Below are 22,314 nucleotides of genomic sequence, written 5' to 3'. Positions count from 1 at the left end.
GATCGGTCGCCTTTGCCAACATTGCTGAAGTTCGCTGGGCATCCAGCCGACAGATCGCTAGGCTTCGGTAATGCCAAACAGCGTCCACCTCATTCCCCGTAACCGCCTTGGTTGGATTCCGAGCGATCTGAGGTTGGCCCACGAGTACTGTTTCTTCCTTCATGATGAGAGTGCCCGCCTTCTGGTGGAATATGAACAAGCGGAGGCACACGTTGTAAGCTTCAGTTTCCGCAACAAGGCGGACGCGAAGGCCTTTAACCGACAAGCGACTAAAGACGACCCCATCACAGCAATGCGCGCTGGCGGATACGAGGCCGAGGTGCGAAAGGTTGTCTTGAATCAGATCACCATGGCGATGGTGTCGGACTACCTTCACCATATCTACGAGGCGCTTCGCTGCCTCGAAAAACGCAAGGTAGTTGTAGCGCTCAACCTGCTGCGAAAACCCCTCACCGACAACCTCCTCTATCTCTCGTGGATGCTTGGGGACGAAGATGGCTTCTACCATACCTTCACTACCAATAGTCCCCGAGGGATCACGCCGAGCATATTGAAAAGCAGGAGGGCCGAAATCCTATCAAGCGCGCTTGCAATGACTGAGGTGGCTGATGTCCTCAATGCTGAGTTTATTGACAGGGCGCTCTTCAACCGAGCGAAGCAAGCGGGCTTCCAGAAGCTGTTTCAACACGCGGTCCATCTTGTCACCGTGCAGCGCGTGGAATTGGAAACCACGCCGGAAAACTTCAACTTCATCTTCAAGTGTTATGAAGACGACGATTTGTACGAGTTGATCTACGACGTGCTACCCCACGTCCTTCTCTACCTTTCGCATGTCATCTTTGGTTTGTTTGAGCGCATCGCCGCTTCCGACCCTGGTGGTACGAATGCCTTCCGTGTACGATCCATACTTGGCCTATATCTGGTGGAGGGCGAGGAGAACGAGGCCAACGCGATGGAACGCTTGGCTGACCTTACATGTGTCAAATGCCCTGATTGCCGCTCACCATTGAAGATAACGCCACATAACGCGGCACGACTTGTCCTCACCGAATCCTATCGATGCGCAAGTTGCCGACGTTCCCAAGCTTTTCCTTTCTCTTGGATATTCTGAACACGATGAGTATCGAGCGGCATAGCCGAGCGCGGCAGATTGAGCTTGGTCGGTCACTTAAGGGCCGACGTAAAGTCTATCTCGATATGCGCTTCTGGATCATCGCGCGAGATACGGCGCTTGGCGTTCGCACGGAACCAGTAGCCCGCAAAATGCTCCACTATCTTCGCCGGGGTGTTGCGAGTGGCCGTCTGGTCTGCCCTATCAGCGCCAGCGTGTTCCTAGAGCTAATAAAGCAGCCCTACAATCCTGGTCGCCGGATCGGCACCGCGCAGCTCATCGACGAGCTTAGCCTCGGCAGCAGCATGATCCCGTCGCGGATCGTGATGGGTACCGAAATTCACTCGTTCCTGTCGCACGCCAAAGGGGGTGCCGAGCTTTATCCCATGCAGGAGCTGATATGGACCAAGGTCGCTTACGTTCTTGGAGACACGTACCCTTCGCTGGCCGAGCTTTCCCCGTCCGAGGAGTTGGCCATGCAGAAATCTTTTTTCGATTATCTGTGGGACTATTCGCTCAGCGATATGGTGAAAACGATTGGTGACAACATGCCGCCATCCGATAGGTTCGCCAACCTGAGCCGGGAAACCAATAAGAAGAACGCGGAGTACAAGGATGAGCTTCGCAGCTTCGCCCAAACCTATGACACTGAACTAAGAGGGGCTATCGAGGTCGCAGGCGACGTTGCGGCAGATGTCATCCATCAGCTTGCCGAAAAGGAGGCTGGTCGTGAGTTATCAACTACACCGGGAGAACGTGCGAACTCGGTCAATATGTGCCGCAACTTGCTCTACCATGCGTTCAAGAGACCGCAGACCAAAGACACGCTGCGCTGCCTCCATATCGGTGCGTGCATCCACGCCGCCATGCGTTGGGACAAAGATCGCAAGTTCAAGCCCAACGATTACTATGACTTTGAGCACGCTACCGCCGCACTGGGCTATTGTGATGCGTTCCTGACAGAGGGTCCGCTCCACCATCTCGTAACGCGCCCCCAGGTGAATTTGGAAGCTGTCAACGGCTGCCGCGTATTCTCAGACGTCGAAGCAGCGACTGACTATGTTCGGCAACTCTCCTCCGACAGTTGAACGGGGCTATCCGGAACACGATATTCCGGCCCTCTGCGGCCAGGGCGCGCAACGGCAGAACACGAAACTGGAGTGCGGGAGGGGGCGGAAACCGCGCTCGTGTAACGCGTCGTTACGCACTGCTGCGTCGAGCGTATCTGGATGCTTCGGACGAAGTTTCGAATGAGCAGATTGCTAATCTGGAACTGCCGTTCATCCCAATTCTTTGCCGATACGGTCACAGAACTCACAAGCGAAAATTGGCCATCCATCTTGAGCTTGCACGCGATCCGGCACTTTTCGTTCAGCTACTCACTTGGCACAATAAGCGCAGAGATGGCGCGAGTGAAAACGAACAGGAGGAACTGTCCGCCGAGCGTCGGGAATTCTTGGCGCAGCCCGCGTACCACGCTCTTGAAGGTTGGAGAGAGGTTCCTCGCACCTGGGAAGACGGCCAGATGGACGCAGATGAGTTCACCAACTGGGCCAGCGATGCGTTGCAGCGAGCGGAAGAGGTAGATCGGAAGGAAGTTGCTGAGACGCATGTCGGAGCACTGTTGGCCCGACTCGCCCGCAGGCGAACTTGGGACGATTGGTTGCCTGGATGCGTGCTAGATTTCTTGGATCGACCAGAAAACGGTGGACTAAGTGAGAGGTTTGATCTCGGCGTCCGCAATGCACGCGGCGTGACGTCTCATGGCCCTTACGACTGTGGAGAACAGGAAAGAAAGCTGGCAGGCCGATATCGTGACCTTGCCGGTCGCTATGGAAATTCGCACCCTCGGGTGTCGGCTATGCTCATTTCAGTCGCTGAAGGCTACGAATGCGACGCCCACCGTGAAGATGAACGAGCTGCGGTGGGCGAACGTTGGCATCCTTAGCCTGGAACTGCGATCATGACGCATGCTGCTTCGCCCATCCAAAATTTTAGTCCGATGCGCATGGTTCCGTGTCGAACAAGTAGTTGGCGCGCTTCCCTAAGATAACTCGCCATAACTCTCGGTGTGATGTTAATGATTATTGATTTCTGCATAGGTCTGCATAGAAAAGTCATCATTTGGATCACCTCACGATGCCATAAATAACACAGAATTCCATTGGAATGCGGTCAAGCACTCGGAAACTATCAGAGTTCCACAACTAATTCGGTGAAGGCACAAATGATAGGTGAATCAGAAAGGAAACAGGCCGCTGCCCGCTTGCTGAAAGAAATGGAAGCTATTGCCGCGCGAATGCGCGCACTCATTGTCACCATCCCCGCGCATGATCTGCTTGGTTACATCTACGCCCAGCACATGATGAAAGCGATAACGGGCCAAAGCGCTGCCGAGGAGCAACTCGAATCTGGCGGTCCGGATGACCTGATCAACGAAAACCAGTTTCTACTGGAGTACGTACACGCGGTGCTCGCGTCGGATGCTTCCCCTACGGACATGACATTCGACGAAGCTCGATGTGCAGAGCTGTTTGAACTTAGCCGCAAACTACGAGAACAGGCCATGTTTTTCGCTATGGCCAGCTCCGCCGATACCAGGGAAGGCGTCTTCGGTCCCGACACGGTTGATATTGAGTTCCGCGCCAAATCAACTTGGGTCATGCTGCGTGGAAACCGATATCAAGTCCTCGAGGGGGAGTTCTACCGCTACGTTTTGATGCCTCACGAAGATGTCTTGAAGGAAGTGTACGGCGTCGGTGCCACCGATATCGCGGACGGCTTCCAGGCCATGGCCGACGCCACCCGTTCTGGGCATGCCGACGCTATTACTGAAATGATGAAGCAATTTGAAGCGGCTCAGGCCTTCGCTGCCGCACAGGATAAGCCTCTGGAAGACGTTATGGAGGCATGGGTTGCGGCCAATGCGGAACAATCTGAAGCCGCTGGGCGAGCGATGGATGATATGTTTCGCGGCGGCATCGCCAACGTGAGCCGTCACACAAAGCTTCCCTCGACGCTATTGGCGGACTTGGCTTATCGGCGCGGAGAAGAAACTGAGTTTTTCGCGGAAGGCGATTTTGTAGGGACGCCTTACCGGACACTGCCTGCCCGTAAGAAACCCCTAATTCAGCTTGGGTCGGACTATTACGCCATCGATCCGTGCTTCGCACGTGATGCCGGGTATCGCGCACTTCTTTACAATCTTCTCCAGCGAAAACCGGATTACAAGAAAACCTTCGAAGATCGGCAGAAGGCGATGAGCGAAGCTGCCTTTGCCGATATTCTTGCCGCCCAGCTTCCCGGCGCCACAGTCTTCCAAGAAATTTATTATAAGGACCCTGTCACCAAGCAGTGGTCCGAAAACGACACCCTTATCCTGATTGATGACGTACTGTTTCTAGTTGAAGCAAAGGCTGGAGCGGCTGCCACCATCGCGTCACCAGCGCTTGACTTTGGCCGCCATGCTCAATCCGTACAGGACTTGGTGCTCAAGGCTCACAAGCAATGTGAACGCTTCTTCAATTATTTGAATTCGGCGGATGAGGTGCCGCTCTACCGCTTGGCGGACGGCAAATACGAAGAGTGCGGTCGTGTCCGTCGTGCCGACTACCGTGTGATGGTGCCGATCGGGCTGACGGTCGAGTCGTTCTCGCCCTTTTCTACATACTGCAAGGAACTGCCGCAGGTTGAGCCGTTACTTGGAAGGTATGCCTTTGTTTCGCAGTCCATCGACGACCTGTTCGTGCTCAAGCGCCTCCTGCCCACACCCGGCGAGTTCGTCCACTACATGGAGGTCCGGCAGGCCGTAGCAGGGATGCGCCGGGCTCATCTCTTTGACGAGTTCGACCACTTGGGCGCTTATCTGAAGAAGAACCGTTTCGACCAGGACATTGCCGAGCAGTTAGAGGGCGGCAAGGCGAACATGCTGATATGGGACGGCATGAGCGACATCGTCGACAAGAGTTTCGAGGGTGAAGACTGGGAAAGCGGACCTTTTCCGACCCAGGACTTCCCGGAGGAGGTACTGAAGCTACTTGGGGCGCTTGACGCCACGCGAGCACGCTGGTGGCTCTCGGCGGAGAGCTATATCCGTGACCTTGGAGAGGAAGGCCGGAGTGATCTGGCCAAGATGTTGTCCGAACTCCGCCAGACTCTGAACCAGCATCCCGCTCGCTACTTTGTTTTGGCTAGGGACGGTAAGCCGCTCTTCGTTTGGCTTCAAAAACACGACCACCAAATTGACTGGACTAGGGTGAATGACAAGGCCAGTGCAGCTGCGGTGGCTGCCAAGGCTTCTAAAGTCATCGGCGTCGTGGCAGACGTTAGTGCCGACGGAACCTACCACCGGGCGCAGTCTTTCGACGTCCATGTACCGACAGAGCGAACAAAAGAAAACGCCCGGATCTACGATGACGCTGCGCGAATGGCCCAACCCGCTCGTGCGATAAATCTCAACCAGGCAAAGAATGCCGTCCCTTCCGTGAAGGCAAAAAAGACGGGACGTAACGCCCCTTGCCCTTGCGGAAGTGGGCTAAAATACAAGAAGTGCCACGGGCGTTGATTATCTGATTTGGCTTCGCAGCCAGACCTTTCTGCCATCCAGTACTATCCTGTCCGCGAGGCTAAATGGAGCGCTATCGTAGTGCGATGGGGAAGCAATAGTTCGCATCTTCATCACGCGTGGCCCGCCATTCACCCCCGCTTGTGCGATGTCGCACCGCGATAATTCGAAGGTTTCGTTGTGGGACTTTGCTACTGTTCGCTACTGGGGGATGAAGCGTTCATTGGGAACCACTGCGATTGGTGTCAATTCGACCAAGAAATCCTCGTGACCTAGACCGGCAACCATCACAGACGTCGACACCGGTTCCGTGCCGCATTCGAAGTATTCGGTCCGAACTCGCTGGATCACAGGCAATTGTGCTCGATCTGTAAAATACGTGGTGATCGACACGATGTCTGATAGTTCACCGCCTACTTTATTGAGTAGTTTCGAAATGTTGTGGAAGATTTGGCGGGTCTGCGTTTCCACATCACCTCTGCCTACGATTTCCTCATCAGCAGACCAAGAAACCTGTCCCGTGAGATGGACGCAAATCCCATCAGGTTGGAGAGCCGCCATCTGGAACCCTCGATTTCGTGCACGCCACACGTCTTCGCTTTCAAAGCCAACAGGCATAGGTTTACCCCTTATTTGTGGAAGTATACGCGGTCGCAGCATTGAACGAAATGGGCTCTAACCTGCCATCCGCCACCCAGGCTCCGATGACCGCAGCCAGCCCTCTGCGATCGTTGGTTCGAGAGTGCCATAAGACAGGTAGGCGGACGAAGCGGACCTTAGCCATTGATGGCTAAAGGTCGGCTTACAGGTCTCCAACCTATAACGCTACGTTTGCGCAGCAAACAGCGTCTCTCCAGCTTCGGCTTCTACTGTACATCCATGATATCTGTCACATTTTCGCGAAAGTAATCCAATACTCCGTTGGCCTCGTGCGAGACGATGTAGGTTAGGCTGGTCACGTCTTTCTGTCGTACACCATAGAAGAAGCGTTGATGGAAACGGGTTAGGTGCCAACCCCCGCCAAGCGCAAAGCTGTCAATGCTCAGGGCCTCTGTTCCTTTCGGGAACACCTCCTCGCCAAGGCGACCAACGACCGACATAAGGGCATCCCGCGTGTCTGCTTGCTGCCAGCGCGTATCCACATCGTCGCCGAAGTGATCAATGCGAAAATCGATGTCAGTGGCGATTAACTCGAACAGCGAGAGGTCTCCGGCCATAAATTTCGTTAGGACACGGCCAATTACGGTTTCCTCAGTGGTGACTGGTGTTGGGTGCATGCTCTTCACTCCTTGAATGATTGATGGGAGAAGAGTGGGGCACAGGGATGAAGAAGGAAATTGCCGCATCATCTATTTATAGTATAGACAAATACTATGATAGATCTAAACACACTGCGCTATTTCACCAGCGCCTACGAGACTGGTACATTCAGCCAAGCGGCCCGTGTAAACGGAGTTAGCCAACCCACTATATCGGCCGCCATTCAGAAGCTGGAGGACCGGCTGGGGATACCTTTGTTCCGGCGATCAAAGGTTGGGCTTAAACCATCGCCTTTTGCTGCGCGACTTTATCACGATGTAGTTGACGCTGTGACCCATCTTGCTTCTCTGGAAACACGATTGCTCTCCAAACCGCCACAAACGGTAAAGGTTTATTGTGCGCCAGACATGTTAATGCATCGCCTTGCGCCCAAGTTGAACAGCCTACGCCGCCGGTTCACGAACCTGCAATTTACGTTCACGGAACACGCGCGCGAGAGCGAATTGGCCTACGTGTCAGATCGATGCGTGCCTGAAACACACGCTTTTCTACCTGTGGAAGAAGAACCATTTTATGTAGCTGCTGCCCGAGCTCACCCTCTTGCTGCCTCGCGGGAGATCAATATCGACGACCTTCGGAACCAACCGCTTATTCAGAGGCCATATTGTCCACATGCAGATCGTTTGGAACTGACATCATCCAGCATCGTTTTTGCGGCTCATGCAACGAATGACCACCAACTGTTGGACCTTATCTCGGCTGGCTTAGGGGTGGCTTTCGTGCCTGCATCACATGCACAAGGCCGGGAAGATATCGTCCTTCTTTCCCTTATGGATGTAGAGACTGGGATGCGTACATCTGGAATCTCCCATCGAAAATCTGTTCGCGCTAAGGAACTGGCTCACCTCCTGACAAAAATGAGCCATCGTATCGAAGTTAAATAAGCGGACGCCGCCCAACAAAGACGCATCAGGCAACCTGAGCAGTGGTTGGTTGGTGATGCTGCATTGAGCGAAAAGGGCTCACAGCGATCATAGAAAGCAACACGCTCTATCTAGGCGGGACCGCTGTTGCATGGTGGTGCATGCGGTGATTGTGCCGCGAGACATGTGACGGGGTGCGTCGGACCAACATGTCATCGCTGTGCGGCAGCGAATGCCTGGCTCGCATTTGCACAAGCCGGGCGCAGCACTTTATCCCTTTGCTTCGGACCCCGCGGGGCGCGTTTTTCCGCAAATCATGGCCTCAGTTGAGCCTCGAACCGGGCGATATAGGCGTCGCAGATCGTGATGATCCGTCCGTTGCGCGACCAACCGGCGGAGCCCTCGCAAGCCTCAATCGACAGCGTGATTTGCGAATGCCAATCGATGGCGCGGAGCATTACGCCTGCATCTTCGCCCAGTTGACTGCCCGCAATGAACCGGGTCAGCGGGATGTCATCACCGGTTAAACGCACTTCTGTCACCCGCGCACCATCGGGCATTCTGTAGTTGTCGATCACGCGGCGCCAGCTTCGAAGCACTTCGGGTCCAATGTCACGGCAGGACGCGGCAGCATCCTCATCCATACCGTAGCGGTTCTGAAGATCCCCGTAGCGGTCGGGGTAAAGCCCGTAGAGCACACAGATCATTCGGCCTGCGCGGTGTTCGTCATCAACATATTCGCTGAAAGCGCCGGTTTCGGCCCCATCGGCCAGCCCCTGGTCCGCCCGCGCGGCAACGATCGCCATGGCGCGTTCGGGAAATGTCATGTGGACGTAGATTGTCGCGAAATCGTCGGCGATGGCCTCTTCCGGTCCAAGAATGGGCAGGTCGAATTCCCGCAAGACCGCGTGGCCGATTTCATGGGCCACGACATGAACCAGAGCATCCATGGTGCGTTCGGAGAGCGTTGCGGTCTCCTGGGCTGTCGCGCTTGGCGATGCGCCCAACGTGAGGAGGGACAGAAGGATCCAAAGACGCATGGAGAGGGCTCCGCAACAAACGCAACTTGGCAGAGCGTTCCATGGTTGGTCGGCGTCTTGCAAGGCATGGGCGCGCGCCGCGCGATTTGCGCGCCATTTGGCAGATGGCGCGTGATTGGCGGCGTTCAATGCTGGTTTCCGCGCATGGCTTTTGCGCTTGATCCCAGCCCTTGCTGCGCGTCTTGATGCGACGGCAGGGTAAGGAGACTACGATGTCCAACACGCAAACACTCGCTGTCTATGGCCTCGGTGCCATGGGGTTCGGTATGGCGGTGTCGCTGCTGCGCGCCGGGCATGTGGTCCATGGCTACGATTTGAACGCCGATGCGGTGAGGCGGTTTGTAGAGCAGGGTGGGGCGCAAGGTCTCGGCGACCCCGCCGCTTTGGATGCGGTTGTGGTCTGTGTCCTGAACGCGGCACAGACCGAGGAGGTTTTGTTCGGCCCCGACGGGATCGTCGCGGGTTTGCGTCCCGGTACGGTTGTCCTGGGCTGTGCGACGGTCTCGCCTGATATCGCGCGGGATATGGCGGCGCGCTGTGCTGCAACGGAGGTGCATTACCTGGACGCGCCGATCTCGGGCGGTATGGCGCGTGCGGCGCAGGGGGACCTGGCGATCCTGGCCTCTGGCCCCGCGGAGGCCTTCGATCAGGCCGCGCCTGTGTTGGAGGCGACCGCCTCGACGGTACATAATATGGGTGCCGAGATCGGGCTGGGCTCCGCCATGAAGGCCGTGAACCAGATCCTGGCGGGCGTTCACATCGCCACCATGGCTGAGGCCCTGACCTTCGGCATGACCCAAGGCATAGCGCCCGACCGATTTCTTGATGTGATCCGCCAATGCGCGGGCACGTCTTGGATGCTGGAAAATCGCGCGCCCCATATCGTGGCGGGCGACTACACCCCCACCAGCAGTGTGAATATCTGGCCGAAGGATTTGGGCATCGCGTTGGATATCGCAGACGCAGCCAGTTTCCCGGTGCCCATGACCGCCGCGGCGCTGGCGCAATTCAAAGCCGCGGCAGGCATGGGGTTGGGCGGCGAAGACGATGCCGCGGTTGCCAAGGTTTATGCGCGCGCCGCCGGACTGACCCTGCCGGGAGAACAGACATGAAGACGCTCGCCCTTGTGGCCCATGACCAGAAGAAAGACGCCATGGTGGCCTGGGCGAATGCCCACAAACAGGCCCTGTCGGCCCACCGGCTCTATGGGACAGGCACAACGGGTGGACGGCTGCGGGACGAGACGGGATTGGATGTCACACCGCTGAAATCCGGCCCGTTGGGTGGCGACGCACAACTGGGCGCAATGATTGCCGATGGCAATTTGGACGGGCTGATCTTCTTTATCGATCCGCTATCGGCGATGCCCCATGACGTCGATATTAAGTCACTGATTCGATTGGCGATTTTGTACGATACGCTCTTGGCGGTAAACGAAGCGAGCGCCACGATCCTGCTGCGCGGATTGGTCTCCGACACTTAAGTGAGCGGCGCTGTCACAAGACCGTCACGGATTCGGACTACCACCGCCGCGCGCACGTTAAGATGCGGTCGAACTATCCTGGGGACCATCCAATTGGATTGTCATAAGAACCGGTTTTTCTTGAAAATGCCGGTGAACCTCGTACCGTTCTCCTTGGGGAGGGATCGGTTTTCGGGCCCTTATGGGTATGACGACCATTGGATTGACGACGCGCGCCCGCGCTTGGATCATCCATGATTGCAAGCACCTCTATCACCGTCCGACCGGCGATCCCTGCCGGGTGGACACCAGATGCGGATAATAGAATTGCCGCACAGACGTTTGGAGAGAGTTATGAGCATCACAAACACAGCCGGTTTGACGCTGGCGCTTGGCCTCGCCGCAGGCGCCGTCCAGGCCCAGACAGAGATTGAATTCTGGCACGCCATGGGCGGCCAATTGGGCGAGACGGTCAATCAACTGGCCGAGGATTTTAACGCCAGCCAATCTGAATATGTCATCACGCCGGTTTTCAAAGGCTCCTATGAAGAAACGCTGACCTCGGCCATCGCCGCCTTCCGCGCAGGCGAGCAGCCCAATATCGTTCAGGTCTTCGATGCCGGGGCGGCCACCGTGATCGGCGCGCAGGGCGCCACGATCCCGGTTGAGACGCTGTTTGCCGATAGCGGCATCGAATTTGATATCGAAGATTACATCCCTGGCGTGCGTTATTTCTACGCCGATGCCGACGGCACCATGATCGGGATGCCGTTCAACTCGTCGACGCCAATCTTGTACTACAACGCCGACGCGCTGGAAGCGGCCGGTGTCGAAGCGCCGACCACCTGGGAAGAATTCCAAGAGGTGACTGGCCCCGCATTGGCCGAGGCGGGCTATATCCCACTCGCGCAATCGCATCTGCCCTGGATCTTCACCGAGAACTTCTTCTCGCGTCACAACCTGCAATTCGCCTCCAACGACAACGGTTATACCGGTCTTGATACCGAGATCATGGTGAACCATCCTGCCATCCGCGCCCATTTCCAGGCGCTGACCGAATGGCAGGAAGCTGGTCTGTTCGAATGGTACGGCACCGGCTGGTCCGACAACCAGGATCCGTTCGAGGCCGGTGACGTGGCCATGTGGCTTGGGTCGTCCGGTTCGTTTGGGGGCATTGCCGACCGCGTGGATTTCAATTTCTCCGCCACCATGCTGCCCTATTGGGAAGCGGTCACAACCGAGCCCACGCAAACCTTCATCGGTGGCGCGGCATTGTTCGCCATGTCGGGTTTTGACGAGGCCGAGAATGCCGCCACAGCGGCCTTCTTCGACTTCCTCGCCTCTGCCGACACCCAAGTGATGTGGCATACCGAAACCGGCTATGTTCCAATCACCACCGCCGCCTATGAATTGGCCGCCGAGCAGGGCCATTACGAGGAATTTCCCGCCGCCGAGGTTGGCATTCAGCAGCTGTCGCTTGAGGCCGGCGAATTCACCCGCGGCTATCGCATGGGCTTCTACGTTCAGATCCGCGACGTGATGAACCGCGAATATGGCCGCATCCTGACCGGTGAAGCGACCGTGGACGAGGCGTTCGAGATCATCGAAACCGAGGCCAACGACCTGCTGTCGCGCTTCGCGCAAACCCAGGGCTAAGCCTTTTTTGACGTGACACCGACGATGGCCTGGCCGAAGCTGGGCCATCGTTCGATGGGGCAAGGGGACATCCACCTGTGAAACGCGCGGCCTTTGGACATATCGGCTTTCCGATCCTGCTGTTGATCCCGCAATTGGTGATCATCGCGATCTTCTTCTACTGGCCCGCGGCCTATGCGGTGCAATCCTCCTTCTACCTGCAAGATCCGTTCGGCTTTGGGTCAACCTTCGTGGGCATGGACAATTACACTCGTCTGCCTGCGTCGCGCACCTATATGTCGAGCTTCTGGTTCACGGTGATCTTCACCACGCTGGTCACCTTCTTTTCGCTGGCGATCGCGCTGCTTTTGGCGGTGAAGGCCGATAAGGTGATCCGGGGGGCCAAGACCTATCGGACGCTCTTGATGTGGGTCTATGCCATCGCGCCTCCCGTGGCCGGTCTGATGGGCGTGATGTTGTTCGACCAATCGCGCGGCAACCTGACCCAGCTTTTGGCCAGCTTCGGCTACGATTACCGGCTGGGCGTCAATTACTGGGATACCGCTTCGGCGATGATCGCCGTGTCGGTCTGGAAACAGATCCCGGTGAATTTCATCTTCTTCCTCTCCGGGCTGCAAGCGATCCCCAGATCGGTGCGCGAGGCGGCATTGATCGACAACCGCTCTGGCACCGGTCGCTTCTGGGACATCACCTTCCCGCTCCTGGCGCCGACGGGCTTCTTCCTGCTGATCATCAACATCACCTATGCCCTGTTCGACACATTCGGCATCATCGACACGATCGTGAAAGGTGAGCCCGGCAACAATCCGATGACGCTGGTCTACCGCGTGTTCGTCGATGGGTTCCGGGGCGGTGATCTGGGCGGATCCTCCGCGCAATCGGTGGTTCTGATGGTCCTCGTTCTTATCCTCACAATCGTGCAGTTCCGGTTCCTGGAACGCCGCATTCACTACACATAGGGGCGGGACATGGCTGATATCACGGAAACCCGGCTGCAAACCAAAGCCCCCGCGCGCCGCGCCAAAAAGATCAAGTGGGAGGCTGTGGGCGACCATGCCATCTTGATCGCTGGCGCGCTTTTGATGCTGGTGCCGGTCTATATGATCTTCGCCTCGTCGAGCTGGGATGACATCACCCTGCATCGCGAGGGGCTGCAATTCGGTTTCTCCGACGATATGGCGAACAATTACAACGCCGCGCTCTTCGAATATGGCGGATTCACCGACAGTGTGAATGGCGTGACAATGCTGGCCAACTCGCTGATCCTCGGCCTGGGTTTCGCCATCGGCAAGATCATCGTCGGCATGATGGCGGCCTATGCGATTGTTTATTTTCGCCTGAAATTCGCGACCTTGGCCTTCTGGATGATCTTCACCACGCTGCTTTTGCCGCTGGAAGTGCGGATCTTGCCCTCTTACGAGGTGATCACCTGGATGAATCTCGGCAACACCTATACCGGGCTGATCGTACCGCTGATCGCGTCGGCCACGGCGACGTTCTTTTTCCGACAATTCTTCCGCTCAATCCCCGAGGAATTGATCGAGGCCGCGCGGATCGACGGGGCGGGGCCGGTCAAGTTCTTCATCGACATCCTCGTGCCGCTCAGCCGCACGATGATCGCTGCGATGTTCATCATCATGTTCGTCTTCGGCTGGAACCAGTATCTCTGGCCCACGCTGATCACCACCGATGAAAGCCTGTTCACGCTGGTGCGCGGCATCCGGCAGATCATGCAGGCCTACGCCGATGGCTCGACAACCCCCGAATATGGCGAGGCCGCAGCACTTGCGATCATCGCCATGACGCCGCCGGTTCTGATCGTGGTGTTCTTCCAAAGCTGGTTCGTGAAGGGCCTGACGGAGTCCGACAAATAGGCCCGGCTGCGACACGCGGGCAAAACCAAGGAAACGAATAAGAATGGCACAGGTCACATTGGATGCGGTCCGCAAGGTCTATCCCAACGGGGTCGAGGCGCTTGAAGCATCGAGCTTCACCGTCCCCGACGGCGAGTTGGTGGTGCTGGTCGGCCCCTCGGGCTGCGGCAAGTCCACGCTTTTGCGCATGGTCGCGGGGCTGGAGGAGATCACCGAAGGCGATCTGAGCATCGGCGACCGCGTGGTCAATGATGTCGATCCCGCCGACCGTAACATCGCGATGGTGTTCCAGAACTATGCGCTTTATCCCCATATGACCGTGGCGCGGAACATGGGCTATGGGCTGAAGAACCGTGGCATCCCCAAAGCCGAGATCGAAGAAAAGGTACGCGAGGCGGCGGCGATGCTGAACCTCAGCGAATTTCTGGATCGGCGGCCCTCTCAACTGTCGGGCGGTCAGCGTCAGCGCGTCGCCATGGGCCGCGCCATCGTGCGTCAGCCCGATCTGTTTCTGTTTGATGAGCCGCTCTCGAACCTCGACGCCAAGCTGCGCAATCAGATGCGGATCGAGATCCGCGCGCTGCAACGCCGCCTGGGCACAACCGCCATGTATGTGACCCATGATCAGGTCGAAGCGATGACCATGGCCGACCGGATTATCGTCTTGAACCAGGGCCGGATCGAACAGATCGGCACACCCAACGAGATCTATGAACACCCCGCCTCGACCTTCGTGGCCTCGTTCATGGGGGCGCCGCCGATGAACCTGCTGGAGGCCGAGGCCGGTCAGGGGCGTGTGACGCTCGCGGATGGTGAAGTGGTGCCGGGCGCCGCTGTGAACGGCCATGCGGGCAAGATCACGTTGGGTCTGCGCCCCGAGGATGTCGCGCCCGCGCCGGAAGGCGACTTGGATTTCAATGTCGATATTATCGAGGAACTGGGGGCGCAGCGGTTGTTGCATGGCCAAGTGGGCGGGCAGGCGTTTTCGGTCGCGGTGCCCAAAGATCAGGCGGCGGAAACCGGGCCCATGCGCCTGGCCGTCAAACCCGGCGCCGTGCATCTGTTTGACGCGGGCCACGGCCGCCGCTTGTGACAGAGCTTGTGGCGGCGCTGCCGCCGGTGACCGAGGCGCAGCATGCCCGTATCTTGGGCGCGCCTCGCGATGCCGCGACCCATGCCGCGCTTATGGCCGACATCCCGGCGATGAATACTGTGGAAATCGGGGGGACGCCCACCTCCAAAGCGTTGCCGCGCGAGGTCACCGTGGCCGCTTGGAACTTGGAACGCTGTCTGTTCCCTGAGGCCTCCGCTGCGTATCTGGCGCCGGCCAAGCCCGCCCTCGTGCTTGTGTCAGAGATGGATATCGGCATGGACCGCACCGGCCAGCGCAACACGATCGCCGAGATGGCTGCTGCCCTTGGAATGACCTATGCGTTCGGTGTCGAGTTCTACGAGGTCGATCTGGGCAGCGTGACCGAGCGGCTGTTTTGCAAGGACGGCTACAACGCGCTTGGATTCCACGGCAACGGCATCTTGTCGTCTGTGCCGATTCAGCGCGCGGCGATGTTTCGGCTCGATCCGAAGGGTCATTGGTTTTGCACCGATGACGATGGGGCAGGGGACCCGGCAAAGCTGCGCCTTGGCGGACGGATGGCTGTCGCGGCGGTGGTGATGTCTCAGGCCGGACCGATCTGCGCCGTCAGCACGCATCTGGAGGCGAATTGCGGTCCCGCGATGCGCCACGCTCAATTCGAGACCTTGCTGGATGCAGTGGACGAGTTTGCGCCGGACATGCCGGTTCTCATCGGCGGCGATCTGAACAGTGGCAACCATCTTCTGCCCCGGTTCGATTGGCGCGACGAAACGCTGTTCGATATGGCAGAGGGGCGGGGATACGATTGGTCGGCCAGCCCCGATGGCATCACCGTGCGCGCCAGCCTGATATCCCCCCATGAGAGTCGCAGGATGCGCCTGGATTGGTTTGCCACACGCGGGCTGACCGGCACGCCGCATCCGTTGCGCGCGCCCTTGCGGCCCGATGGCATCCCGTTATCGGATCATAAATGCATCCTGGCCGATTTTTCGCTGGGGCATTTATGATTGCAAAGCCAGCCTCACCTCCGCTTTCATGCGCGGATCAGTGAGGGGGACATAGCTTTGGACAGACGCGATTGGGTGCCGGCACCGTCCGAGGATCTGGTGCAACGCATTGCGGCCAGAACAGCGTCGCAGGACAGCACCGAAATCGCCGCTCGGTTGGGGGCCTTAAGCGCCGAAAACCGCCGCATCCACGAACGCGACTGCATCAACCTCAACCCCGCAACCAATGTGATGAATCCCGCCGCCGAGGCGCTGTTGTCCAACGGCATGGGCACGCGCCCTTCGCTCGGCTATCCCGGTGACAAATACGAGATGGGATTGGAGGCCATCGAAGAGGCCGAGGTGATCGCCGCCGCATTGGCCGCCGAGGTGTTTCAGGCCCGCTTCGCCGAGATCCGCGTCGCCTCCGGTGCCATGGCGAACCTCTACGCCTTCATGGCCACCTGCCAGCCCGGCGATACGATCGTGGTGCCGCCCACCGAGATCGGCGGTCATGTTCCACATCACGGGGCAGGGTGCGCGGGGCTCTACGGTTTGCGGATCGTTGAGGCACCCGTCGATCCAAATTGCTATAGCATTGATATACTTGGCCTCGCTGAATTGGCCGAACGGGAACGGCCGCGATTGATCACAATCGGTGGCTCGCTGAACCTGCTGCCGCACCCCGTGGCCGAGATCCGCGCGATTGCCGACAGCGTCGGCGCCAATGTTTTGATGGATGCGGCCCATCAATGCGGCTTGTTCGCGGGCAAGGCCTGGCCTGATCCCCTGGCCGAGGGGGCGCATTTGATGACGATGAGCACCTATAAAAGCCTTGGCGGTCCGGCGGGCGGGTTGATCGTGACGAATGATCCCGAATTGGCTAAGCGATTGGACGCCATCGCCTTTCCCGGGATGACCGCGAATTTCGATGCCTCCAAAAGCGCAGCCCTGGCGCGGAGCCTGTTGGATTGGCGGGATCACGGGCAGGCCTATGCGCAGGCAATGGTGCGTGCCTCAAGAACGCTCTCTAGCGAGCTGAAAAGGCTGGATATCCCCGTATTTGAAACAATCCGAGGCGCCACGGAAAGCCATCAATTTGCAATCGACGCAGCGCGCTTCGGTGGAGGCCAGGCGGCCTCGAAACATCTCTATCACGCCGGATTGATTGCCTGTGGCATCAATGTGCCAGGCCCCGCGATCCACGGTGATATGAACGCCATCCGCATCGGTGCGCCTGAGATTGCCCGCTGGGGTATGGCTGAAAAAGATCGTGATATCAGGGAAATAGCATATTTCTTCGCCAGCGCGCTCCGTAGCGATGCGCCGCAAGACCTGGCAGATGAGGTCTCTGCATTTCGCCAAAAGTTTAGGCAATTGCACTATATCATCTGATACGACGTGATGTGTTTTTGCAAATCATTCGCAATTGGCTTGACCAAGTTGCGAATGGCTCTCATATTCATTCTCGACGGTGTCCCAAACACGGAGACAAATCCGAATGACTGCACGCGCGCTGACCCTGGGGGCCTTGATGGCCCTGTCACCCGCGGCTTTGGCCGCGCAAGAGGTTCTGGATGTGGTGACCACAACCGGCATGATCGCCGATGCCGCCCAGCAAGTGGGTGGGGATCTTGTCGAGGTTCAGGCCCTCATGGGCCCCGGCGTTGACCCGCATGCCTACCGCCAGACCCGGTCCGATATCGTGGCCACCGCGCAGGCCGATCTGGTTTTATGGCACGGCCTTTATCTTGAGGCGCAGATGGAGGAGTTCCTGCTGGACCTCGATAACACCAACAACGTGGTGGCATTGGCCGAGCTATTGCCGCAGGAAAGCCTCTTGAGTTCAGAGGATTACGCCGACCAATTCGATCCCCATGTCTGGATGGATCCGCATCTGTGGCAAGATGTGGTGGCCGAGGTGCAGGCGGCGCTGGCCGAGGCGCTGCCGGATAATGCCGACGCCATCGCCGCCAATGCCGAGGCCTTTTACGCGCAGATCGACACGCTCGCCGAGTATTCCGAACAGGTCCTGTCGACCGTGCCCGAACAGGCGCGCGTTCTGGTGACGGCCCATGATGCGTTTAACTATTTCGGCGCGATCTACGATTTCGAAGTCGTTGGAATCCAAGGAATTTCCACTGAAAGCGAGGCAGGATTGCAGCGGATTGCGGAATTGGTCGACATGTTGGTCGAACGTGAGATCGGGGCGGTCTTTGTGGAAAGCTCGGTCTCGGATCGCAATATCCGGGCGCTCATCGAAGGCGCGGCGGCCCAGGGCCACGAGGTTACAATTGGCGGTGAATTGTTCTCAGACGCGATGGGCCCGGAGGGCACCTATGAGGGCACTTGGATCGGCATGATCGACCACAATATTACAACAATTGCCGGGGCCCTTGGTGGAACCGTGCCCGATGGTGGCATGCAGGGCCGCCTCGCCATGAACTGAAGAAAGTCAACGAATGCCAAAGCTTAGCCTCGTTTCCGACGCCCCAGCGCTTGATCCCGCCAGCCCCCTGGCGGTGCGGGGGTTGACCGTGTCTTACGGTGACAAACCGGCTCTGTTCTCGCTGGACGCCTGTTTTCCAGCGGGGGCGATGTCGGCGATTGTCGGGCCAAACGGGGCAGGCAAATCCACGCTGTTGAAGGCCGCCTTGGGGTTGATTCCACGGGTATCTGGCGAGATCAGCGTGTTTGGCCAAGCGGTGGATCAGGCCCGCGATCTGATCGCCTATGTGCCGCAACGCGCCAGCGTGGATTGGGATTTTCCCACCACAGCGATCGACGTGGTTCTGATGGGGCTCTACGGCAAATTGGGCCTCTGGCAGCGGATCAGCGGCGCGCAGAAAACCTTGGCGCTGTCCTGTTTGGACCGGGTCGGGATGGCGGATTTCGCCGACCGGCAGATCGGTCAATTGTCTGGCGGGCAGCAACAGCGCATCTTTTTGGCCCGCGCGCTGGCCCAAGATGCCGATCTGTACCTACTCGACGAGCCTTTTGCAGGCGTGGATGCCGCCACCGAGGCCGCGATCATCGACGTTCTGAAAAGCCTGAAGGCGGAAGGGCGTAGCGTGATTGCGGTGCATCACGATCTGGGCACCGTGCCGGACTACTTCGATCATGTGTTCCTGGTGAACCTGCGCCGGATCGCGGAGGGGCCGGTGGATGAGGTCTTTACCCCCGCAATTCTGTCCGAGACCTATGGCGGTCGCCTGGCCGCGACGCAGATTGACCGTCTAGTGGGGCTCGGGGCGTAGCCATTGGCCAGTTTCTTCGACGCCCTTTTCCTGCAGGCCGGTTACAACGCTGCCTTGGTGGCCCTTGGCGCTGCTTTACTGGGGTTTGCCGCCGGATCGGGTGGCTCATTTCTGTTCCTGCGCAAACGCGCTTTGGTGTCAGACGCGGTCGCCCATGCCACATTGCCCGGCGTCGGTTTGGCCTTCATCGCCATGGTCAGCTTCGGTGGGGACGGGCGCAGTCTGATCGGCTTGCTCTTGGGCTCCGCCGCGACCGCCTGGGCTGGGCTTTTGGCTGTGGAATGGATGGTGCGCCGCACCCGTTTGTCCGAGGATGCCGCGATTGGCGCGGTTCTGTCGGTGTTCTTCGGCATCGGTGTGGTTTTGCTAACGGTGATCCAGGGTATGGACCGGGGCCGTCAGGCGGGGTTGGAGGATTTCCTTCTGGGCTCCACCGCGGGCATGTTGTTCCAGGATGCGGTGCTGATCGCCTGCGGCGGGGCGTTGGTCGTTGCGGCGATCTGGCTGCTGCGCCGCCCGATGACGCTGGTCGCCTTCGATCCCGCCTTTGCCGCAGCACGCGGCGTGAATGTCCGGCGTGTGGATCTGGCGATGATGGGCCTGGTCATGGCGGTTACGGTCATCGGCCTGAAACTGGTGGGCTTGATCCTGATTGTCGCGATGCTGATCATCCCGCCCGTCACGGCGCGGTTCTGGTCCGAGCGGGCGGAAACGGTCGTCTGGGTCGCGGGCGTGCTGGGCGCGGTGTCGGGCTGGGTCGGCGCGGCGCTGTCGGCCTCGGCCCCGGCCATGCCAACCGGGCCGATCATCGTCCTGGTGGCCGCGGCGCTATTTGCGGCCTCGCTGTTATTCGCCCCGGCGCGGGGCGTGGCGGCAACGATCCTGGCGCGGCGCGGATTTCAGGCGCGCGTCCATCGCCGACAGGGCTTGCTGGCGCTTAGCCGGGCGGAACCGATCCACGATCCGCTGACGAAACGCATTCTGACCCGTGAAGGGCTCATGCGCCCCGATGGGGTTGCCACCGAGGAGGGCCGCGCCGCCGCCGCCAAGGTCGCGCGGGATGAGCATCGCTGGTCCATCGCGCGCCGTATGCACCAGGACACTGCGCTGACCGGACGCTATGATGGCCTGACCCCGATTGAGCAGGTTTTCACGCCCGACGAGATCGCGATGTTCGACCTGCAGATCCCACGGGCGAGGGGGGTCTGAGATGGGTGCGGAATTTGTCCAATTCTCTCTGACCCCGATCCTGATCGGTATCTTCGCCGCGATCGCCTGCGCCTTGCCGGGCAACTTTCTGATCCTGCGGCGCCAGGCGCTGATCGGTGATGCGATCAGCCACTTGGTTCTGCCCGGCATCGTCGTAGCGTTTCTGATCACGGGCGTTGTCACCACTTGGCCGATGCTGATCGGTGCGGCGGGGGCGGCTTTGGTGGCGGTCATTCTGATCGAGGCCGTGCGCCGCTTGGGCCGGATCGAGCCGGGCGCAGCGATGGGCGTGGTCTTTACCTCGCTTTTCGCGGGTGGCGTTTTGCTGTTGGAGCAATCCGACACGTCCAATGTGCATCTGGATGTCGAACACGCATTGATGGGCAATCTGGAACAATTGATCTGGTTGCGCGCCGATGGGTGGGGCTCGCTGCTCGATCCGGTCGCGTTGTCCACTCTGCCGCCGGAATTGCCGCGGATGGCGATTGTTGCGGTGATCATCGCCTTGCTCACGGCGGTCTTCTGGCGACCGCTCAAGCTATCTAGCTTCGATGAAAGCTTTGCCCGCGCCATCGGCCTGCCGGTCACGGCGATTGGCTTAGGGCTGGTCATCGCGGCGGCGGTGGCTGCGGTGGCAGCCTTCGATGCTGTCGGCTCGATCATTGTCATCGCCATGTTCATCTGCCCGCCCGCGGCCGCACGCCTGATGACCAATCGGCTTGGCATCCAAGTGGCATGGAGCGTGGTGTTTGCGACGTTGTCGGCGATCCTCGGCTACGTATTGGCGGGCTATGGCCCGCTCTGGCTGGGCGCGCAAAGCTCGGTCTCAGCCGCGGGCATGGTGGCGGCGGTTTCCGGCGTGATCCTGGCCATTGCCTGCCTATTCGGGCCGGCGCGGGGCCGTGTCGGGGTTGCGGCGGGCGGCTAGAGGCGCCAAACCGCTCCGACAACAAGGAGCGGCGCCATGGATCTCGGAACACTTGCACAGACGCTGATCGATTGGGTCGTGCGCATCGGCACTTCGGTCAATGACCTGCCGGGCACCGTTGCCTTTGCCCTTGGTTTGTTCACTTGGTTCGCGGTCGAGCAGATCCTGCAACGCGTGATGAACGGGGTGCGATGGATGGTGGTGATTGCCGTGATCGCCGCCTTGGGCCTGAGCGTGCCCTATATCGCCTCCCTGATGTTTGAGCGGGGCGGTCAGGTTCAAGCGGCGCCGGACCAATAGGTTGCTCGGGTGCGGCTTAGGCCGCCCATTTGATCGAGCATCCGATTGATGGGATCTGCTCAGCGGGGCCTTTTCCGGTCTCGGCCACTTGCCGCATCGCCTCAAACAACTCACGCGGCGCATTGTCGGGCGCCGCCGTCATGCGCGAGGCATCAAGCCGCCCCCGATACTGCAGGCCCAGATCTGCGTTGAAGCCAAAAAAATCGGGTGTGCAGACGGCGCCATAGGCGTGGGCAACGCTTTGATCGGCATCATGCAGATAGGGGAAGGAAAATCCCCTTGCCTCGGCCATCTGCGCCATGTGTTCAAAATTGTCCTCGGGATAGCTGACCGGGTCGTTGGAACAGATCGCCGCAACCCCGACGCCGAGCGCCTGCAGGTCACGCGCATCGCGTAGGATCCGATCCAGGATCGCCAGGACAAAGGGGCAATGGTTGCAGATGAACATCACCAGCGTCCCGGTTTCTCCCTTGATGTCGGACAGGCTGATGTCTGATCCATTTGTGGCGGGCAGGGTAAAGTCCGGCGCGGTCCAGTCGAAATCGCAAACCGGTGGGGTGAGGGCGGCCATATCATCTCCTCCAGGTGCATATGGATACATCAAGATTTAGGGCGTGCGGCCTCATAAACCAAATGGGCCCGGTTCGGCGA

22 protein-coding genes are annotated in these 22,314 nt (G+C 58.9%); 18 read left to right on the top strand and 4 right to left on the bottom strand.

The genetic code is table 11. The features are described from left to right. The first annotated feature begins 70 nt into the window (after window positions 1-70). The 4 genes from V8J82_RS17185 to V8J82_RS17170 all read left to right on the top strand — a co-directional run bounded on the left by V8J82_RS17185 (window position 71) and on the right by V8J82_RS17170 (window position 5,675). On the top strand, window positions 71-1,111 hold the full coding sequence (locus V8J82_RS17185) for a hypothetical protein (protein ID WP_339976976.1): 1,041 nt from the start codon (window positions 71-73) through the stop codon (window positions 1,109-1,111). Continuing rightward, the gene (locus V8J82_RS17180) at window positions 1,099-2,199 is read left to right on the top strand and encodes a hypothetical protein (RefSeq protein ID WP_339976974.1); all 1,101 of its coding nucleotides are present in this window, start codon (window positions 1,099-1,101) and stop codon (window positions 2,197-2,199) included. Before V8J82_RS17185 ends, V8J82_RS17180 begins: the two co-directional genes overlap by 13 nt. Window positions 2,200-2,438: 239 nt before the next feature. Continuing rightward, the gene (locus tag V8J82_RS17175) at window positions 2,439-3,059 is read left to right on the top strand and encodes a hypothetical protein (RefSeq protein WP_339976973.1); all 621 of its coding nucleotides are present in this window, start codon (window positions 2,439-2,441) and stop codon (window positions 3,057-3,059) included. 279 nt (window positions 3,060-3,338) lie between these two features. Next, window positions 3,339-5,675 carry a YecA family protein gene (locus V8J82_RS17170; RefSeq protein ID WP_339976971.1) on the top strand — a complete coding sequence of 779 codons (2,337 nt, stop codon included), beginning with the start codon at window positions 3,339-3,341 and terminating at the stop codon, window positions 5,673-5,675. Window positions 5,676-5,876: 201 nt separating this feature from the next. Here the strand turns inward: V8J82_RS17170 and V8J82_RS17165 are convergent, their stop codons facing one another. Both V8J82_RS17165 and V8J82_RS17160 read right to left on the bottom strand, forming a co-directional pair. Next, window positions 5,877-6,293, bottom strand: coding sequence for a RidA family protein (locus tag V8J82_RS17165; protein WP_339976969.1), 417 nt, complete (start codon window positions 6,291-6,293; stop codon window positions 5,877-5,879). A gap of 248 nt (window positions 6,294-6,541) precedes the next feature. Further along, complete coding sequence (locus tag V8J82_RS17160) at window positions 6,542-6,952, bottom strand: hypothetical protein (protein WP_339976967.1); 411 nt, start codon at window positions 6,950-6,952, stop codon at window positions 6,542-6,544. 96 nt (window positions 6,953-7,048) lie between these two features. Between V8J82_RS17160 and V8J82_RS17155 the strand changes: the two genes are divergently transcribed. After that, window positions 7,049-7,879: a LysR family transcriptional regulator gene (locus tag V8J82_RS17155; protein WP_339976965.1), complete on the top strand. Its 831-nt coding sequence runs from the start codon at window positions 7,049-7,051 to the stop codon at window positions 7,877-7,879. A 293-nt stretch (window positions 7,880-8,172) separates the two neighbouring features. Here V8J82_RS17155 and V8J82_RS17150 read toward each other — a convergent pair whose 3' ends face one another. Then, window positions 8,173-8,898, bottom strand: a complete 726-nt coding sequence (locus tag V8J82_RS17150; RefSeq protein WP_339976964.1) for a DUF4344 domain-containing metallopeptidase — start codon at window positions 8,896-8,898, stop codon at window positions 8,173-8,175. Window positions 8,899-9,110: 212 nt separating this feature from the next. Here V8J82_RS17150 and ltnD point away from each other — a divergent pair, with 212 nt between their 5' ends. The 13 genes from ltnD (at window position 9,111) to V8J82_RS17085 (ending at window position 21,663) form a co-directional block, all read left to right on the top strand. After that, complete coding sequence (ltnD, locus tag V8J82_RS17145) at window positions 9,111-10,010, top strand: L-threonate dehydrogenase (RefSeq protein WP_339976962.1); 900 nt, start codon at window positions 9,111-9,113, stop codon at window positions 10,008-10,010. Continuing rightward, entirely contained in the window at window positions 10,007-10,381 is a 375-nt protein-coding gene (locus V8J82_RS17140; protein ID WP_339976960.1) for a methylglyoxal synthase, read from the top strand. Before ltnD ends, V8J82_RS17140 begins: the two co-directional genes overlap by 4 nt. Window positions 10,382-10,714: 333 nt before the next feature. Continuing rightward, window positions 10,715-12,016, top strand: coding sequence for an extracellular solute-binding protein (locus V8J82_RS17135; protein WP_339976958.1), 1,302 nt, complete (start codon window positions 10,715-10,717; stop codon window positions 12,014-12,016). A 77-nt stretch (window positions 12,017-12,093) separates the two neighbouring features. Then, window positions 12,094-12,975: an ABC transporter permease subunit gene (locus V8J82_RS17130; RefSeq protein WP_339976955.1), complete on the top strand. Its 882-nt coding sequence runs from the start codon at window positions 12,094-12,096 to the stop codon at window positions 12,973-12,975. A 9-nt stretch (window positions 12,976-12,984) separates the two neighbouring features. Then, on the top strand, window positions 12,985-13,890 hold the full coding sequence (locus tag V8J82_RS17125) for an ABC transporter permease subunit (RefSeq protein WP_339976953.1): 906 nt from the start codon (window positions 12,985-12,987) through the stop codon (window positions 13,888-13,890). A gap of 43 nt (window positions 13,891-13,933) precedes the next feature. Further along, a complete protein-coding gene (locus tag V8J82_RS17120; protein ID WP_339976951.1) occupies window positions 13,934-14,983 on the top strand; it encodes a sn-glycerol-3-phosphate import ATP-binding protein UgpC in 1,050 nt (349 codons plus the stop codon). After that, complete coding sequence (locus V8J82_RS17115) at window positions 14,980-15,990, top strand: endonuclease/exonuclease/phosphatase family protein (protein ID WP_339976949.1); 1,011 nt, start codon at window positions 14,980-14,982, stop codon at window positions 15,988-15,990. The genes V8J82_RS17120 and V8J82_RS17115 overlap by 4 nt, the downstream gene beginning before the upstream one ends. 51 nt (window positions 15,991-16,041) lie before the next feature. Then, complete coding sequence (gene glyA, locus V8J82_RS17110; protein WP_339977344.1) at window positions 16,042-17,364, top strand: serine hydroxymethyltransferase; 1,323 nt, start codon at window positions 16,042-16,044, stop codon at window positions 17,362-17,364. A 106-nt stretch (window positions 17,365-17,470) separates the two neighbouring features. Next, the gene (locus V8J82_RS17105; RefSeq protein WP_339976947.1) at window positions 17,471-18,418 is read left to right on the top strand and encodes a metal ABC transporter solute-binding protein, Zn/Mn family; all 948 of its coding nucleotides are present in this window, start codon (window positions 17,471-17,473) and stop codon (window positions 18,416-18,418) included. A gap of 13 nt (window positions 18,419-18,431) precedes the next feature. Then, window positions 18,432-19,226, top strand: coding sequence for a metal ABC transporter ATP-binding protein (locus V8J82_RS17100; protein ID WP_339976945.1), 795 nt, complete (start codon window positions 18,432-18,434; stop codon window positions 19,224-19,226). 3 nt (window positions 19,227-19,229) lie between these two features. Continuing rightward, window positions 19,230-20,435, top strand: a complete 1,206-nt coding sequence (locus tag V8J82_RS17095; RefSeq protein WP_339976943.1) for a metal ABC transporter permease — start codon at window positions 19,230-19,232, stop codon at window positions 20,433-20,435. A 1-nt stretch (window position 20,436) separates the two neighbouring features. Next, window positions 20,437-21,363 (top strand): metal ABC transporter permease, encoded by a 927-nt coding sequence (locus V8J82_RS17090; RefSeq protein WP_339976941.1) that lies wholly within the window; start codon window positions 20,437-20,439, stop codon window positions 21,361-21,363. 36 nt (window positions 21,364-21,399) lie between these two features. Continuing rightward, window positions 21,400-21,663 carry a hypothetical protein gene (locus V8J82_RS17085; RefSeq protein WP_339976939.1) on the top strand — a complete coding sequence of 88 codons (264 nt, stop codon included), beginning with the start codon at window positions 21,400-21,402 and terminating at the stop codon, window positions 21,661-21,663. A 16-nt stretch (window positions 21,664-21,679) separates the two neighbouring features. Here the strand turns inward: V8J82_RS17085 and V8J82_RS17080 are convergent, their stop codons facing one another. Further along, window positions 21,680-22,234: a thioredoxin family protein gene (locus V8J82_RS17080; protein WP_339976937.1), complete on the bottom strand. Its 555-nt coding sequence runs from the start codon at window positions 22,232-22,234 to the stop codon at window positions 21,680-21,682. Window positions 22,235-22,314: the final 80 nt, after the last annotated feature.

Origin of the sequence: Gymnodinialimonas mytili, assembly GCF_037544085.1 — a bacterium.
Classification (GTDB): domain Bacteria; phylum Pseudomonadota; class Alphaproteobacteria; order Rhodobacterales; family Rhodobacteraceae; genus Gymnodinialimonas; species Gymnodinialimonas mytili.
This window is presented reverse-complemented; position numbering and strand designations above follow the sequence as displayed.